The sequence below is a fragment of the Pseudomonas sp. LBUM1645 genome, from assembly GCF_059716185.1.
On sequence record NZ_CP166811.1, the window covers coordinates 727,716 to 742,244 of the forward strand.

General features: G+C 60.9%; 12 protein-coding genes and 1 pseudogene. 6 read left to right on the forward strand and 7 right to left on the reverse strand.

The window, feature by feature from the left end; genetic code table 11:
• Nucleotides 1-8 precede the first annotated feature (8 nt).
• A complete protein-coding gene (locus ACA079_RS03105; protein WP_497702541.1) occupies nucleotides 9-623 on the forward strand; it encodes a DUF4136 domain-containing protein in 615 nt (204 codons plus the stop codon).
• Nucleotides 624-677: 54 nt separating this feature from the next.
• Nucleotides 678-1,235, forward strand: a complete 558-nt coding sequence (locus ACA079_RS03110; protein WP_497702542.1) for a DUF4136 domain-containing protein — start codon at nucleotides 678-680, stop codon at nucleotides 1,233-1,235.
• Between the two features lie 72 nt (nucleotides 1,236-1,307).
• On the opposite strand, the gene ACA079_RS03115 is transcribed toward ACA079_RS03110, so the two are convergent.
• Both ACA079_RS03115 and ACA079_RS03120 read right to left on the reverse strand, forming a co-directional pair.
• Nucleotides 1,308-2,162: a MaoC family dehydratase gene (locus tag ACA079_RS03115; RefSeq protein WP_497702543.1), complete on the reverse strand. Its 855-nt coding sequence runs from the start codon at nucleotides 2,160-2,162 to the stop codon at nucleotides 1,308-1,310.
• Between the two features lie 2 nt (nucleotides 2,163-2,164).
• The gene (locus tag ACA079_RS03120) at nucleotides 2,165-3,517 is read right to left on the reverse strand and encodes a 3-oxoacyl-ACP reductase (protein WP_497702544.1); all 1,353 of its coding nucleotides are present in this window, start codon (nucleotides 3,515-3,517) and stop codon (nucleotides 2,165-2,167) included.
• A 225-nt stretch (nucleotides 3,518-3,742) separates the two neighbouring features.
• Here ACA079_RS03120 and ACA079_RS03125 point away from each other — a divergent pair, with 225 nt between their 5' ends.
• Nucleotides 3,743-5,020, forward strand: coding sequence for an acetyl-CoA C-acetyltransferase (locus ACA079_RS03125; protein WP_497702545.1), 1,278 nt, complete (start codon nucleotides 3,743-3,745; stop codon nucleotides 5,018-5,020).
• Here ACA079_RS03125 and ACA079_RS03130 read toward each other — a convergent pair.
• On the reverse strand, nucleotides 5,007-6,035 hold the full coding sequence (locus ACA079_RS03130) for a bile acid:sodium symporter family protein (RefSeq protein WP_497702546.1): 1,029 nt from the start codon (nucleotides 6,033-6,035) through the stop codon (nucleotides 5,007-5,009). The two genes, ACA079_RS03125 and ACA079_RS03130, sit on opposite strands and share 14 nt — an antisense overlap.
• A gap of 84 nt (nucleotides 6,036-6,119) precedes the next feature.
• Here ACA079_RS03130 and ACA079_RS03135 point away from each other — a divergent pair, with 84 nt between their 5' ends.
• A complete protein-coding gene (locus ACA079_RS03135; RefSeq protein WP_497702547.1) occupies nucleotides 6,120-6,911 on the forward strand; it encodes an AraC family transcriptional regulator in 792 nt (263 codons plus the stop codon).
• 90 nt (nucleotides 6,912-7,001) lie between these two features.
• On the opposite strand, the gene ACA079_RS03140 is transcribed toward ACA079_RS03135, so the two are convergent.
• Together ACA079_RS03140 and ACA079_RS03145 are read right to left on the reverse strand one after the other, a co-directional pair.
• Nucleotides 7,002-7,769 carry a methyl-accepting chemotaxis protein gene (locus tag ACA079_RS03140; RefSeq protein ID WP_371916927.1) on the reverse strand — a complete coding sequence of 256 codons (768 nt, stop codon included), beginning with the start codon at nucleotides 7,767-7,769 and terminating at the stop codon, nucleotides 7,002-7,004.
• A gap of 90 nt (nucleotides 7,770-7,859) precedes the next feature.
• Nucleotides 7,860-8,948 (reverse strand): annotated as a pseudogene (locus ACA079_RS03145) (cache domain-containing protein); the annotation flags it as partial.
• Nucleotides 8,949-9,349: 401 nt separating this feature from the next.
• Here ACA079_RS03145 and ACA079_RS03150 point away from each other — a divergent pair.
• Nucleotides 9,350-10,243 carry a PA4780 family RIO1-like protein kinase gene (locus ACA079_RS03150; protein ID WP_129438758.1) on the forward strand — a complete coding sequence of 298 codons (894 nt, stop codon included), beginning with the start codon at nucleotides 9,350-9,352 and terminating at the stop codon, nucleotides 10,241-10,243.
• A 217-nt stretch (nucleotides 10,244-10,460) separates the two neighbouring features.
• A complete protein-coding gene (locus ACA079_RS03155) occupies nucleotides 10,461-11,675 on the forward strand; it encodes an MFS transporter (RefSeq protein WP_497702548.1) in 1,215 nt (404 codons plus the stop codon).
• On the opposite strand, the gene cueR is transcribed toward ACA079_RS03155, so the two are convergent.
• Together cueR and ACA079_RS03165 are read right to left on the reverse strand one after the other, a co-directional pair.
• The gene (gene cueR / locus ACA079_RS03160) at nucleotides 11,629-12,042 is read right to left on the reverse strand and encodes a Cu(I)-responsive transcriptional regulator (RefSeq protein WP_008156539.1); all 414 of its coding nucleotides are present in this window, start codon (nucleotides 12,040-12,042) and stop codon (nucleotides 11,629-11,631) included. The genes ACA079_RS03155 and cueR overlap by 47 nt on opposite strands.
• Nucleotides 12,039-14,432: a heavy metal translocating P-type ATPase gene (locus tag ACA079_RS03165; protein WP_497702549.1), complete on the reverse strand. Its 2,394-nt coding sequence runs from the start codon at nucleotides 14,430-14,432 to the stop codon at nucleotides 12,039-12,041. Before ACA079_RS03165 ends, cueR begins: the two co-directional genes overlap by 4 nt.
• Between the last annotated feature and the right edge of the window lie 97 nt (nucleotides 14,433-14,529).

The window sequence follows — 14,529 nt, forward strand, 5'->3', positions numbered from 1 at the left end:
AGCGCGAAATGAACAGTAGTCTGGGGTTATTGGTGATCTGTCTCGGGTTGGCGGCCTGTCAGGGCAGCAACCCTTATGTGGCGTCATCCAACCCCTTGCCACCCGCGCCGCCTCAGGCGGCCAACACCTTTGACCGCAGCGCCTACCCGGCCGCGCCGCGCGACTACGGGCGTTACCGCAGCTGGGCCTGGCTCAACGGGCAACTGCCGCCGGGCAGCGCCTGGGCGGATTCGGCGCAGGTCGCCGAAGCCGTCAGCAATGCGCTCGATCAACGTGGCTTGCGCCCGCTGCACGATAACCGCCCGGCCGACCTGTTTGTCAGCGCTGAACTGCACCTGGAAACCCGCCTGCGTCAGGTTCGGGATGACTATGGTTATTACGGCGGCGGCTATGGCGGTTACAACCGCTACGGCAGCGGTTACGGCATGTATAACACCGTGCCGATCGTTCGGACTTATCAGGAACAGGTCGTGGTGGTGCGGGTTGATTTGTTTGACGCCCAGAGCGGTCAACCGGTGTGGAGTGCCAGCGCCGAAACCAGCAATCGCGGCAGCCAGAGCGAGCGTGCCGATGCGATACGGGAGGCTGTAGAAAAGGCGATGTCGGCGTATCCTCCTAGTTAGCTTCTGTAGTTAAGAAGCATTACGCAGGTTCATGTCTTCAACCGGAGAAATATCATGTTCCGCCGTCTCGCTTTACTGGCTGTGGCCGTACTGCTCAGTGCCTGCGCCGGCAGCCAGGTCAATCATGACTTCGATGCCAGCCGCGACTTCGCCGCCTATCGCAGCTGGAGCTGGAAAGAACCCGCCCTGCAATATCGGCCCGATGATCCACGGATCAAGAGCGACCTGACTGAACAACGCATCCGCCAATCGGTGACGGAACAGCTGGATCAGCGTGGTCTGCGTCCGGCTGCGGGTGGGCAAAAGGGCGATTTGAGCGTGCAGACCTATCTGATCGTCGAACAACGCCAGCAACAAGTGACCACCAACTACGGCGGCGCTTGGGGTAATCCATGGAATGGCTACTGGGGTGGGCCGATGTACAACGAAACCCGTAACGTCAGCTACAAAGTGGCGATCATCCAGATCGACCTGCTCGACGGCAAGGACGGCAAACTGGTGTGGCGCGGCAGTGACGAGCAGATACTCAGTCGCACACCAAACCCGTCGGATCGCAGCACGGCGATACGTGAAACGGTGGGACGGATATTGGCGAACTATCCACCGAAGTAAGTCAGGTGGGGGGTAAGCGACTGTGTGGCGAGCGAGCCTGCTCCCTCGCCACAAGGTGAGGGCAATGGCAGATCAGGCAACCGGCCGCCAATGCCCCACCATATGCTCAAGATCCCCCGCACCCACCAACAGCAAATCCCCGCTCGACCCTGCCGCACTGGCCAGCAATGTCACCTCACTGGGCAACCGCACCGGTTTCCTGAACTGCACCGCAATCTCGACATTCGCCGCGGGCAGATGATCGGCAAGCGCCGCAAGGGTTCGGGCCTTGTTCCACAACCCATGAGCGATGGCCGTCGGAAAACCGAAGAGTTTGGCGCTGACGGCACTCAGGTGAATCGGGTTGTAGTCGCCGGACACTTTGGCGTACTGCCGCCCAATGTCCGACGGCGCTTTCCAGCGGGCGACTTCCGACATCTCCAGTGTCGACGCCAACACGTCCTCGACGGGCTCGCCTGCGAGTTTGACCCCGCGACACAACATCTGGCTTTCAGCTTCCCACAACGCCCCCAACTGATCGTCGAGTGTCGTCACCAAATCGAACGTCGCGCCCTTTTCATGGGGCTGAAGGTTTTGCACTTGAACGCTTACCCGCACGCGATTCACGCCGCCCATTGGGCGAAAGATGCGAATGCGGTTGCTCAGGTGAATCAACCCCAGCAGCGGGAACGGGAACTCCTTGGCCGTCAGCAATTGCATCTGCAATGCGAACGCAAGGATGTGTGGATAGGTCGGCGGCAGCAAACCGTTTTCGGCAAAACCGCAGACCTTGCGATAATCCGCCAGGCGCTTAGGGTCGACATTGATCCAGCAGCGCAATCCCGAATCGGGCAGGGTGGTGCCGGTGATTTTGCGTCGCGTTGCGGCCCGCACGTACAGTCCCGACAGGCTCGGTTCGCGGTTGAGTATGTGCCAATCGATGATCATGCCTAAGCCCCCAAAACACTTTGTCCGCACACTCGCAACGCTTGCCCGGTGAACGCGCCGGTGCCCGGTTGAGCCAGCCACGCCACCGCTTCGGCGACGTCTTGCGGCAGACCGCCCTGGCCCAGCGAACTCATGCGCCGCCCGGCCTCACGCACGCCGAACGGAAGATGCGCGGTCATCTGGGTTTCGATGAAACCGGGTGCTACCGCATTGATGCTGATGCCGCGCTCATTCAGCAGCGGCGCCCAGGCCTGGGCCAGACCGATCAGCCCGGCCTTGCTCGCTGCGTAATTGGTTTGCCCGCGATTGCCGGCGATGCCGCTGATGGACGCCAGCAGGATCACCCGGCCGTTGTCGTGCAAGGTGCCGCTGTCGAGCAGCGCCTTGGTCAGCACTTGCGGGGCATTGAGGTTGACCGCCAACACCGCGTCCCAGAATTCCGGGGTCATGTTGGCCAGGGTTTTATCCCGGGTGATGCCGGCGTTGTGGACCACGATGTCGATGCCGTCGGGCAGTTGCTCGACCAACTGCGCGGCGGCGTCTTCGGCGCAAATATCCAGGGTGATGCTGCGCCCGCCGAGGCGTGCGGCGAGGGCTTCGAGATCAGTCTTGGCCGGTGCTACGTCGAGCAGGATCACTTCGGCCCCGTCACGGGCCAGGGTTTCTGCGATGGAGGCGCCGATGCCGCGTGCCGCACCCGTGACCAGCGCCTTGCGGCCGGACAACGGACGAGTCCAGTCCAGCACCGGCGTGTTGCAGGCATTCAAGCGAATCACTTGCCCGGAAACGAATGCACTTTTGGGCGAGAGGAAAAACCTCAGCGGGCCTTCCAGTTGATCCTCCGCTCCTTCGCCGACATAGATCAGCTGCAAGGTGCCGCCGCTGCGCAGCTCCTTGGCCAACGAACGGCTGAAACCTTCCAACGCTCGCTGGGCACTGGCGGCGAATGGATCGCTCAAGGTCTCCGGCGCGCGCCCCAGAATCACCAGGTGCGCGCTGTGATCAAGGTTTTTTATCAGTGGCTGGAAGAACTCGCGCAGCTGTTTGAGTTGATCGGTTTGCACCAGGTCGCTGGCGTCGAACACCACGGCTTTGAGTTTGGGGCCGTGGCCGGGAATCCACGCGGTGGCCAGTGAAGGCTCGGTGCCGTAGGTGTAAATTGCGTCGGTCAGGCGGTTGGCGAAGGTGCCGATTTTCTCCGTCAACGGGCCTCCGCCTAACAACAGCGCCCCCTCGACAGGCCGCAGCCGGCCTGCTTGCCAGCGCTCCAGCCGAACCGGCAACGGCAGACCCAGGGCCCCGACCACACGATGGCCGATGGACGAATTGGCGAAGTCGATATAACGGTCAGACATGGAACGCGCTCCAGCAGCTGGGGTTCAAAGTGTGGACCATGAATGGCGATCAGTCGTTCGATCCACGAGATTAGGCCTACGCTTGGCTATTGTAGGAGCTGAGCTTGCTCGCGATGGCAGTGTGTCAGTCGACATCAATGTAGCTGATACACCGCCATCGCGAGCAAGCTCGGCTCCTACAAGGGGGCGGTGTTCTCAATTTGGTTATTTCATCAGGAGCTTTTCATGACTCAGCTGCGCCGCGTTGCGATTATTGGTGGTAACCGTATCCCCTTCGCCCGTTCCAACGGGCCGTACACCACCGCCAGTAATCAGGCGATGCTCACCGCCGCGCTCGAAGGTCTGATCGAACGCTACAACCTGCACGGTTTGCGCATGGGCGAGGTGGCGGCGGGGGCGGTGGCCAAGCACGCCCGGGATATGAGCCTGACCCGCGAATGTGTGCTCGGCTCGCGGCTGTCGCCAACCACCCCGGCTTACGACATCCAGCAAGCCTGCGGCACTGGGCTGGAGGCGACGTTGCTGGTGGCGAATAAAATCGCGTTGGGCCAGATCGAATGCGGAATCGCCGGTGGCGTCGACACGGCCTCGGACGTGCCGATAGGTGTTAACGAAAGCCTGCGCAAGATCCTCCTGCAGGCCAACCGCGCCAAAACCACTGCCGACAAACTGAAAGCCTTACTGCAACTGCGTCCCCGCCATTTGATGCCCGACTTTCCAAGCATCAGCGAGTCGCGCACCGGTCTGTCGATGGGCGAGCACTGCGAGTTGATGGCCCAGGCCTGGAACATTCCGCGCGACGAACAGGACCAACTGGCGTTTGAAAGTCACCAGAAAATGGCCGCGTCCTACACCGAAGGCTGGCACAACGATTTGATGACACCGTTCCTAGGCCTGACCCGCGACAACAACCTGCGCCCGGACCTGACCCTGGAAAAACTGGCCTCACTGAAACCGGCCTTCGAGAAAAGCGCCAAGGGTACCCTGACGGCGGGCAACTCGACGCCGCTCACCGATGGCGCATCGCTGGTGTTGCTGGGCAGTGAAGAATGGGCCAAGGAGCGTGGCCTGCCGATCCTTGCCTATTTGCGCGACGGCGAGACGGCGGCGGTGGATTTCGTCAACGGTGCGGAAGGATTGTTGATGGCGCCGGTGTATGCAGTGCCGCGTTTGCTGGCGCGCAATGGCCTGACCTTGCAGGACTTCGATTACTACGAAATCCACGAAGCCTTCGCCGCGCAGGTGCTCTGCACGCTGAAGGCCTGGGAGGATCCGGAATATTGCAAAACCCGCCTCGGGCTTGATGCACCGCTGGGCTCCATCGACCGCAGTCGCCTCAACGTCAAAGGCAGTTCACTGGCAGCGGGGCATCCGTTTGCCGCTACCGGCGGGCGCATCGTTGCCAACTTGGCGAAGTTGCTGGATGCGGCGGGCAAGGGTCGAGGCTTGATCTCGATCTGCGCCGCCGGTGGCCAGGGCATTACAGTGATTATTGAGCGCTGAGGACTGCGGCGCTTTGCTGTGCGGCTAACTGCCGGTTGCGGTTGGCGTAACTCTCGGCCATGACCGAGCAGACGATCAGCTGCAACGGGTGGTAGATCATGATCGGCAACAGGATCAGCCCAAGCCCCGGGTTGGCGCCGAAGATCAGCGCGGCCATTGGCGCACCGGCGGCCAGGGATTTCTTGCTGGCGCAGAATACCGCGGCGATTTCATCGGCCGGGCTGAATTTCAACGCGCGAGCGGTGCGGGTGGTCATCCACAGGATGATCGCCAGCAGGATCGCGCTGCCGATCAGTGCCGTGAGGATCACGCTGTTGCCCTGCTTTTGCCACATCCCCGAGACCATCGAATTGCAGAACGCTGCGTAGACCAGCAACAGGATCACCAGCTTGTCGGCGATGTTGGTGTAGCGCTTGTGGCGGGCGAAGAACTTGCCGAGGAACGGCCGAACCAATTGGCCGAGTACCAGTGGCAACAGCAACATGGCGCAGAGGTCGAGCAGGGTTGAGCCTAGATCGATACCGCCCGCGCCGCTGCCGACCACGAAACTCACCAGCAATGGCGTCAGGAAAATCCCCAGCACGCTGGACAGGCTCGCGTTGAGAATCGCCGCCGGTACGTTGCCGCCCGCGCTGCCGGTCAGGGCCACGGACGAGGAGATGGTCGAGGGCAGGGCGCAGAGGTACAGGAAGCCCAGCATCAGCAGTGACGGAATGTGCGAACCCAATAGCTTGTCGCTCAGCAGCCAGATCAGCGGAAACACCGCGAAGGTGAAACCCTGGACCATCACGTGCAGCTTCCAGTTTTTCAGGCCGTGAGTGATCTGCTCGCTGGACAGGTTGACCCCGTGCAGGAAGAACACCAGGAACACGCCGATGTTGATCACGTATTCAGCGTGCATTCCGCCGCCGGTGGCACCAAAGGTCGGGAAGAAATACGCCAGCAGCGTGGCGATCAACATGCCGCACAAGAACCAGTCGGTGACCACGCGTTTGAGGTGTTTGAAGGCATGCATAACAGGCACCGAATACATTTGTAAGAATTGGTGACTTAGCCTAACGTCGGCTTCACCAGCCGTCTTGCGACATAAGGCCAATCAATGCCGACTAACGGACAACTTTCCCTCGAGCGGACGATTCCGACGCTGACGGCGTTGCCGCGTCCGCTGTATGCCCGTGCGGAAAGTCTCAACGCCGGTTCATGGACGCCGCCGCATCGACACGATTGGGTGCAGTTTTCCTACGCGATCAGCGGTGTTCTCGGTGTGCACACCGCCGAAGGCAGTTTCTTTGCGCCGCCGCAGTGGGGCATCTGGATTCCGGCTGATCTCGAACACCAGGTGGTGACTTCGATGCGCGCTGAGATGCGCAGCCTCTATGTGCGCCGCGAGGATTGTGAATGGGCGGACGGGCGTTGCCGGGTGCTGGAAGTGACGCCGCTGGCCCGGGAGCTGATCAAAAGTTTTTGTTTGCTGCCGGCTGAATATCCACAGGGCGACAGCCAGGAATCGCGGCTGGTGAGTGTGTTGCTGGATCAGCTGGCGCATCTGCCGGAGGTCGGCTTCTCGCTACCGTTACCGCGCCATGAACGGTTGCTGGGGTTGTGCAACGAGCTGATCGAAAGCCCTGAGCGCAATGTGACGTTGCAGGCGTGGGCCGAGCGATTGGGGACGTCGGAGAAGACCTTGATGCGGTTGTTCCAGCGGGAAACCGGGTTGAGCTTTCGAGGGTGGCGCCAGCGGATGCGGTTGCTGTCGTCGTTGAGTTTGCTGGAGGAGGGGGACAGCGTGACGAATGCCGCGCTGTCTTGTGGGTATGACTCGACTTCGGCGTTTATTGCGGCGTTCAAAAGCCTGTTCGGGTTTACCCCCGGTGAATTGTTCAAGCAGTGACGACGCTAAAAGATCGCAGCCTGCGGCAGCTCCTACAGGATGTACGCCGATCCCCTGTAGGAGCTGCCGAAGGCTGCGATCTTTTGATCTTTAGGTTCTGAAGCGTCGAACCAACCCATCCAGCTCATTCGACAACCCCGCCAGACTCTGCGAATCCAGACGCGCCGAGTTCGCCAGTTCCGCCACCAATTGCGCATCACCATGAATCTGGCTGATGTGCCGATTGATGTCTTCCGCCACCTGATGCTGTTCTTCCGCCGCGGTAGCGATCTGGGTATTCATGTCGCGAATCACATCCACCGACTCCCGAATCAGCCCAAAACTGCTGCGCGCTTCACCGATCCGCGTCACCGATTGCTGGGACACTTCCAGGCTGGCGTGCATTTGCTGAGTCACCTGACTGGTGCGCTTGGCGAGGTTGCCCAGCAAGCCGTCGATTTCCGCCGTGGAATCCGCCGTGCGTTTGGCCAGCGCCCGAACTTCATCGGCGACCACCGCAAAACCACGACCCTGTTCACCGGCCCGTGCCGCTTCGATGGCCGCGTTCAGCGCCAGCAGGTTGGTCTGTTCGGCAATCGAGCGAATGGTCCCGAGGATTGACTGAATGTCGTTGCTGTCGCGCTCAAGCTGTTGCATCGACTGGGCCGACTGTTCGATTTCCTGGCTCAAGCGATCAACGCTGGTCACTGCCGCATCAATCTGCTGCTGACCTTCACGCGCCTGGCGCTGGCCGCTGTCGGCCGATTCCGCCGCCTGGCTGCAAGAGCGTGCGACTTCGTTGGCGGTGGCGACCATTTCGTGGAACGCCGTGGAGACCATGTCCACTGCTTCACGCTGACGCCCGGCGGCTTCGGCCATGTCGCTGGAGACCTGGGTCGAGCTCTTGGAAGTGGCGAGGATCTTGGTCGCGGCGCCGCCAATGCTCTGGATCAGGTTGCGAATTGCCGCCAAGAACTGGTTGAACCAGTTGGCCAGTTGCGCGGTTTCGTCGCTGCCACGGATTTGTAGGTTCTTGGTCAGGTCGCCTTCGCCTTGGGCGATGCCTTCCAGACCGCTGGCCACGCTGCGGATCGGTCGCACGATAAGGCTGGCGAAACTGGCGCCGACGATGGCGAAGAACACAGCCAGCACGGCGGCGATGATCGCGATCAGCCAGGTCAGCTGAGTGGCCGAACTCATCACGTCGGTCTGCTTGATCAGGCCGATAAAGGTCCAGCCCAGCTGCTCAGACGGCCAGACGTTGGCCATATAGCGTTCGCCGTTCAACTCGACTTCCACCAGCCCTTTGCCGGCCTTGGCCAGTTGTGCGTAGCCTTCGCCGAGGCTGCTCAGCGCTTTAAAGTTGTGTTCCGGTTGCTTCGGATCGACCAGCACGGTGCCGGTGTTTTCCAGCAGCATCAGGTAGCCGGTTTCACCGAGCTTGATCTGTTTGACGATTTCGGTGAGCTGCTTGAGCGTCACGTCGATGCTGACCACGCCGCCATTGGTGCCCAATTTGTTGTCGATGGTGCGCACGGTACTGACGTACGTCGCGTCGTCCTGGGCCCAGTAATAGGCCTCAGTGCGGAACGGCTTGCCCGGTTTGGCCTGGGCAGCCTTGTACCACGGGCGCTGGCGCGGGTCGTAATTGCTCAGCTTCGCATCGTCCGGCCAGGACACATAACCGCCCGCCGCGGTGCCGAGGATGGCATAGGCGTAGGACGGGTGACTGTTGCCCAGGTCCTGCAGGAGGCCAAAGACCTTCTTGTCCATCTCGCCTTGAGGAATGCTCTCGGCGTTGGCGCTCATGTAGGTCTTGAGGCTGTCGTCGGAATTCTTGATCAGCGGTTGGGTTGCCAGGTAATCCACGTTCTGGCTGATGCCGTCAAAGAACAGTTGCATGGCGTTGCTGACCTGACGAATTTCGCGGCCACTGCCGTCAACGAAACTGTCCTTGGCATCACTGCGCAAGTTCAGCACAACCAGGGTAGCGACCAGCACCACCGGCAAGCAGGCGATGATTGCAAACGCCCAGGTCAACTTCTGTTTGATGTTCATCCGCGCTCCAGATTTTTCTTGTAGGCCCACGCAGTGCAGATGACTCGCGGATATTGGCAGAACGATTGTCGGACAAATCACTTTGTCTCTGATGACTTCGGCTGGCCGAGGCGGAAATTGAGGCCTATTGAGAAAAATCCTACGAAGGGTATGAATCGAGATGTCAGCTTCTGTCGCAAATACCCGCTTAGCCCTTCAGCACCAAGTGACGCAGGGTCAGCTATGATCTGTGGCGGCCGATGACGACCGGCGGTTGCTGACCGATTAATCCGGCACATTGTGTGCTTGTTGACGGTCACTTGAACGTTCATAGGTCGGCAACCCCTCCCCCGAATGAGTGGATTGCCGTATAACGAATGACTTTCGCGTGTTTGGTAATAAAGGACCCTCAATAAAAGCTGATGAAGACTCCAAAACGCATTGAACCCCTGATCGAGGACGGTCTGGTCGACGAGGTGCTGCGCCCACTCATGAGTGGTAAAGAAGCAGCTGTTTATGTGGTGCGCTGCGGCAACGAGTTACGTTGCGCGAAGGTCTACAAGGAGGCGAATAAACGCAGTTTCCGTCAGGCGGCCGAGTATCAGGAAGGCCGCAAGGTGCGCAACAGCCGTCAGGCTCGTGCGATGGCCAAGGGCTCCAAGTTCGGCAAGAAAGAAACCGAAGACGCCTGGCAGAATGCCGAAGTGGCGGCATTGTTCCGTCTGGCCGGTGCTGGCGTTCGGGTCCCTCAGCCTTACGACTTCCTTGAAGGCGTGCTGTTGATGGAGCTTGTGGCCGATGAGTACGGTGATGCCGCGCCGCGTCTGAACGACGTGGTGCTGGAACCGGATCAGGCGCGCGAGTATCACGCGTTCCTGATTTCGCAGATCGTGCTGATGTTGTGTACCGGTCTGGTGCACGGTGACCTGTCGGAGTTCAACGTACTGCTGACCCCGACCGGCCCGGTGATCATCGATCTGCCGCAAGCGGTCGACGCGGCGGGCAACAACCACGCGTTCAGCATGCTGGAGCGGGATGTCGGCAACATGGCGTCCTACTTCGGGCGGTTTGCGCCGGAGTTGAAAAAGACCAAGTACGCCAAGGAAATGTGGGCCCTGTTCGAAGCCGGCACCTTGCACCCGGCCAGCATCTTGACCGGCGAGTTCGACGAGCCGGAAGAGTTGGCCGATGTTGGCGGGATCATGCGCGAGATCGAGGCGGCACGCCTTGATGAAGAGCGCAAACAAGCGGTGCGCGCGGCAGATGATGCGCCACCAGGCAAAACCGAAGAGCCGCCTCCGCCTTGGATGCAGTGATTGGTTAACGAAAAACCCGGCCTTGGCCGGGTTTTTTGTAAATGCTTGTCACCTGATCTCCAAACGCTGGAGATCAAAGGTGGGAGCGAGCTTGCTCGCGATAGCGGTGTGACAGCCAAAATTGATGGGACTGACACACCGCTATCGCGAGCAAGCTCGCTCCCACATAGATATCCGTAGTTCGATAAATCGCGACACCCACACTCAAGGACTGAATGTGAATTCTCCCCGCAACGCCCAACTCATCATCACCGCACGTCTGGTCTCGGACTTCGGCGCCTTCCTCAACATGGTCGCCCTGGCCACCTACGTCTACCTGCTCAGCAACAGCGCCATGAGCGTCGGCATCTTCCTCGCCAGCCGTGTGGCCGGTGGAATCTTCGCCAGCCTCATCGGCACGACGTTTTATCGCCGTTGGGCCGGGCGCCTGCCGCTGATTGCCTTCGACCTGTTACGCGCCGGACTGCTGGGTCTGCTGCTGGTGCTGCCGGTCACCCAGCAGATGTTGCTCTTACCGGTGATCGCTTTCGGCCTGGGATTCGGCAACTCGATGTTCGCCATCGGTCTCAACAGCCAATTGCCACACCTGATCGAAAGCGAACACCTGCTCAAGACCAACGCCTGGATCACTTCGGCGTCATCGGCCGCCATGGTCGGTGGAAGCCTAGTGTCGGGGCTTTTAGTGGCAGCATTCGGCTTTGAAACAGTGTTTGCATTGAACGTGGTCACTTATTTGCTGGCCGCGTTGTTCATCTTGCCGCTGCGTTTTTCACACCCTGCGCCCAGTGACGAACCCACCCACGAACGTGGCGAATGGGCGGCCCTGCGCCAAGGGCTGCGCAGCACACCGGTGGTGGCGGCGATGCTCGCGGTGGCCATGGCTGACACCCTTGGCAGTGCCGCGCACAACGTGGGGTTTCCGATCATTTCCAGACTGCTGACACCCGAGTCGGCCAGCACCACGCTGGGCCTGATGTTGGCGGTCTGGGCCAGCGGAAAACTCATCGGTGCGCGCATCGCCAGCCGGCTGAAAGGTTCGGACAACCTGAACCTGGAGCGGCGATTCTTCTTCGGTGTATTGCTGATGTTCTGCGGCTTCATCCTGATGTTTCAGCAGCAGACCCTTTACGGGCTACTGCTGTTCGCGCTGCCGGCGGGTCTAGGCGACGGCTTCTCGGAGGTCGGTCTGATGTCGCGTCTGCAGCGCGAACCGGACAGCCTGCGCCTGCCGATTTTCAGCTTCCTGACGCTGTTGCAAATGACCGGGTTCGGCGTCGGTATGCTGATCGCCGCGCCGTTCTATTCATGGTGGACGCCGGGTGCCGTGGTGCTGTTGTTCCACGGCATTCCCCTCACCACCTTGTTGGTGGTGAAGGGGCTGGCGATCAGGGGCGAGCGGGTTGTGCGCAACAGCCCGACTCCAGGTTCTTGAGGATCGGGCAGTCGGGACGGTGATCACCGTGGCAGTGTTCGACCAGGTCCTGCAGGGTGTCGCGCAGTTGGCCGAGTTCGCGGATTTTCTGGTTCAGCTCGTCGATGTGCTGACGGGCCAGGGCCTTCACATCGGCGCTGGCTCGTTGGCGGTCCTGCCAGAGGGTCAGCAGTTTGCCGACCTCTTCCAGTGAGAACCCCAGGTCCCGGGAGCGCTTGATGAACGCCAGGGTGTGCAGGTCGTCGTCGCCATAAACCCGATAGCCGCTGTCGGTACGATGGGCGGCCTTGAGCAAGCCGATGGATTCGTAATAACGGATCATCTTCGCGCTCAGGCCGCTTTGGCGGGCCGCTTGGCCGATGTTCATCGGTTGTCCTCCAGATCCTTGGGTTTCCAGGTTTTCAACAGTAGCGCATTGCTCACCACGCTGACGCTCGACAACGCCATGGCCGCACCGGCCAGCACCGGGTTGAGAAAGCCGAACGCTGCCAGCGGAATACCGATCAGGTTGTAGACGAAGGCCCAGAACAGATTCTGACGAATCTTCGCGTAGGTCTTGCGGCTGATCTCCAGCGCCGCCGGTACCAGCCGTGGGTCGCCGCGCATCAGGGTGATCCCGGCTGCGTGCATCGCAACGTCGGTGCCACCGCCCATGGCGATGCCGATGTCGGCGGCGGCCAAGGCGGGAGCGTCGTTGATGCCGTCGCCGACCATCGCCACGACCCCGTTTTTTTTCAGTTCGGCGACGGTGGCGGCTTTGTCCGCCGGCAGTACTTCGGCGTGAACATCCGTGATGCCCAGCGCCTCGGCGACCACTTTGGCACTGCCGCGATTATCGCCGGTCAGCAGGTGGCTGCTGATGTTGCGTGCGCTGAGTTGTTGCACGGCTTGCAGCGCGCCGGGTTTGAGGGTGTCGCCGAAAGCGAAGAGGCCCATTACTCGTGGCTCGGAGCTTTGCTCGATCAGCCAGGACAGGGTCCGGCCTTCGGTTTCCCACGCGGCAGCAGACTCAGCCCATTCACCGGCGCTCAAGCCGCTCTCTTCCAGCAGACGACAATTGCCCAGCGCCAATCGACGACCGTCGAGAGTGCCCGCGATGCCACGGCCAGTCAGTGATTGACTGTCGCTGACATCGGCCACGGTCAAGCCGCGTTCGGCGCAAGCGTCCAGAACCGCCTTGGCCAGCGGATGTTCACTGCCGCGTTGCAGGGCGCCGGCCATTTGTAGCAAGGACGATTCGTCATTGTTGATTGCACTCAAATGAGCGATTCGCGGAGTGCCCGAAGTCAGCGTGCCAGTCTTGTCGAATACCACCGCACTGACTTCATGGGCACGCTCCAATGCTTCGGCGTCCTTGATCAGAATCCCGTGGCGCGCTGCCACGCCGGTGCCGGCCATGATCGCTGTCGGCGTGGCCAACCCCAGGGCGCACGGGCAAGCGATCACCAATACCGCCACGGCATTGATCAGCGCCGTTTCCATCGGAGCACCGTACAACCACCAACCAATCAAGGTGGCCAATGCAATCAGCAGAACCGCAGGGACAAAAACCTGACTGACTTTATCCACCAGTTTCTGGATCGGTGCCTTCGCCGCTTGAGCGTCTTCGACCAGGCGGATGATGCGGGCGAGCACGGTTTCCGCGCCCAAGGCCAGGGTGCGAACGAGCAACCGGCCTTCGCCATTGATCGCGCCGCCGGTGACCTTGTCGCCGGGTTGTTTGGGCACCGGCAGGCTTTCGCCGCTGATCAGTGCTTCATCGGCGTGGCTCTGGCCTTCGACCACTTCACCGTCCACCGGGAAGCGCTCGCCGGGTTTGACCATGACCAGATCATTCAGACGCAATGCGCTGATGGCGACATCTTGCTCGCGACCGTCGATCACCTGAATCGCTCGCTCGGGTCGCAAGGCTTCGAGGGCGCGAATGGCACTGGCGGTCTGGCGCTTGGCGCGGCTTTCCAGGTATTTGCCCAACAACACCAAGGCAATCACCACCGCCGAGGCTTCGAAATACAGGTGCGGCATGCGCCCGGCGGCGGTGGCCCATTCATAGAGACTCAAGCCATAACCGGCGCTGGTGCCCAACGCGACCAGCAAATCCATGTTGCCCGCACCGGCGCGCACGGCTTTCCAGGCAGCGACGTAAAAGCGCGCACCGAAGATGAATTGCACCGGCGTGGCCAACGCGAATTGCACCCAGGCCGGGAGCATCCAGTGCACGCCGAACGGTTGCAGCAACATCGGTAGCACCAACGGCGCGGCGAGGAAGATCGCCATGATCAAGGCCCAACGCTCGCGGTGCAGGCGCTGTTGTTGATTATCGGTTTGCGGGTGTTCGACTTCCCAGACACTGGCGTTATAGCCCGCCTTGGTCACTGCGCCGATCAGGGTTTGCGGATCGATCTGGCCGAGCAGCTCAAGGTGGGCTCGTTCATTGGCCAGGTTGACGCTGACACTTTTGACTCCCGGCACCTTGGCCAGCGCTCGTTCGACCCGGCCGACACAGGAGGCGCAGGTCATGCCGTCGATGCTCAATTCCAGACTCTGCTGCGGCACGCTGTAACCAGCCTGCTGCACGGCGTCCATCAAGGCCGGCAGGCTGCCGCTGGGCGCTTGAACCCGGGCCTGTTCGGTGGCGAGGTTGACGCTGACGGCAGAGGCGCCGATGACTTTGCTCAAGGCACGCTCGACACGCCCTGCGCAACTGGCGCAGGTCATGCCGGCAATCGGCAGATCGAAAGTGGTGGATTCGGACATCGGTCACGCTCCCTGTAGAAGATACCTACAGGATCAACCTTGCCATGCTGGCAAGGTCAAGCGCCATGTCTCAGATCAAAAGATCGCAGCCTCGTTG